The sequence below is a fragment of the Enemella dayhoffiae genome, assembly GCF_002250625.1.
Taxonomy (GTDB): Bacteria; Actinomycetota; Actinomycetes; order Propionibacteriales; family Propionibacteriaceae; genus Enemella; species Enemella dayhoffiae.
In genome coordinates this window covers 1-1386 of the sequence record NZ_NMVQ01000038.1, presented here as the reverse complement: position 1 = coordinate 1386, position 1386 = coordinate 1, and the positions used below count along the sequence as shown (strand labels likewise).

1 pseudogene is annotated in these 1386 nt (G+C 65.4%); it reads right to left on the bottom strand.

Annotation, left to right across the window (positions count from 1 at the left end):
* Window positions 1-39 precede the first annotated feature (39 nt).
* Window positions 40-1384, bottom strand: a pseudogene (locus CGZ93_RS13990) (IS256 family transposase).
* Between the last annotated feature and the right edge of the window lie 2 nt (window positions 1385-1386).

Here is a 1386-nt window from a genome sequence, read left to right as displayed (position 1 = left end):
GGGACTGTCCGACGAACGGTGTAAGTGGCGGTTTCCATGTCAGCGGTCCTCGGCGGCTGGCATGCGGTCTGCGAAGGTGATGGCGAAGGCGTTCAGCGCGGGCTTCCACCTCATCGTCCATCTTGTCTGACCGGTGCCCTTGGGGTCCAGGGATCGGGTGACCAGATACAGCGCTTTCATCGCGGCCTGCTCGTTGGGGAAGTGGCCCCGGGCCCGCACCGCGCGGCGGTAGCGGGCGTTCAGCGACTCGATCGCATTCGTCGAGCAGATCACCTTGCGGATTTCGACGTCGTAGTCGAGGAACGGGATGAACTCCTCCCAGGCGTTGTCCCACAGTCGCTTGATTGCCGGGTAGGCCCGGCCCCACTTCTCGGCGAACTCCTCATAGGCCCGGCGGGCGTCGGCAGGGGTGGGGGCGGTGTAGATCGGCTTCAGGTCGAAGCTGATCTTGTCCCAGTATTTCCTGCTGGCGTAGCGAAACGTGTTGCGGATCAGGTGGATGATGCAGGTCTGCACAATCGCCCGGGGGGAACGCGACGTTCACCGAATCGGGTAGACCCTTCAAGCCGTCGCAGACGACGAAGAACACATCACGCACGCCCCGGTTCTTCAGGTCGGTGAGCACCGCCAGCCAGAACTTGGCCGACTCCCCGTCGCCGTCTCCGGCCCACATGCCGAGCACGTCCTTGTGACCGTCGAGGTCGACGCCAATCGCGGCGTAGACGGGCCGGTTGCGGACCTGTCCATCCCTGATCTTGACCATGATGGCGTCGATGAAGATCGCGGCGTAAACCTTCTCCAACGGCCGCGCCCACCAGGCCTGCATCTCCTCGATCACTCGGTCGGTGATCCGCGAGACCGTGTCCTTGCTGACGCTGGCGCCGTAGACGTCGGCGAAGTGGGCGGATATCTCGCCGGTGGTCAATCCCTTGGCATACAGGGAAAGCACCACTTCATCGACCTCTCCGAGGCGGCGTTGCCTCTTCTTGACCAACTGCGGCTCGAACGTGCCGTCGCGGTCTCGGGGAACATCGATCGAGACCTCGCCGCAACTGTCCGACAGCACGGTCTTGGCCCGTCTGCCATTGCGCGAATTGCCCCGGTTGCGGCCCTCCACAGCGTGCTTGTCGTAGCCGAGATGCTCGGCCAGCTCCTCCTCCAGCGCGGACTCGATCACCGTCTTGGTCATCGCCTTCAACAGCCCGTCCGGGCCCGTCAACGCGACCCCGGCGGCCCGGGCCTGGCGGACCAAGTCCTGCACCGCCGCCAGCTCCGCCGGGCTCAGATCCCGGTCCTCAGCACGACCTGCGCCTGAAGCGCGGTCCTCGGCATCGCCGGCCGCAGCCGGGCTCGGTGGGCTCATGCCCACCAGTGTGTCGGTCATCA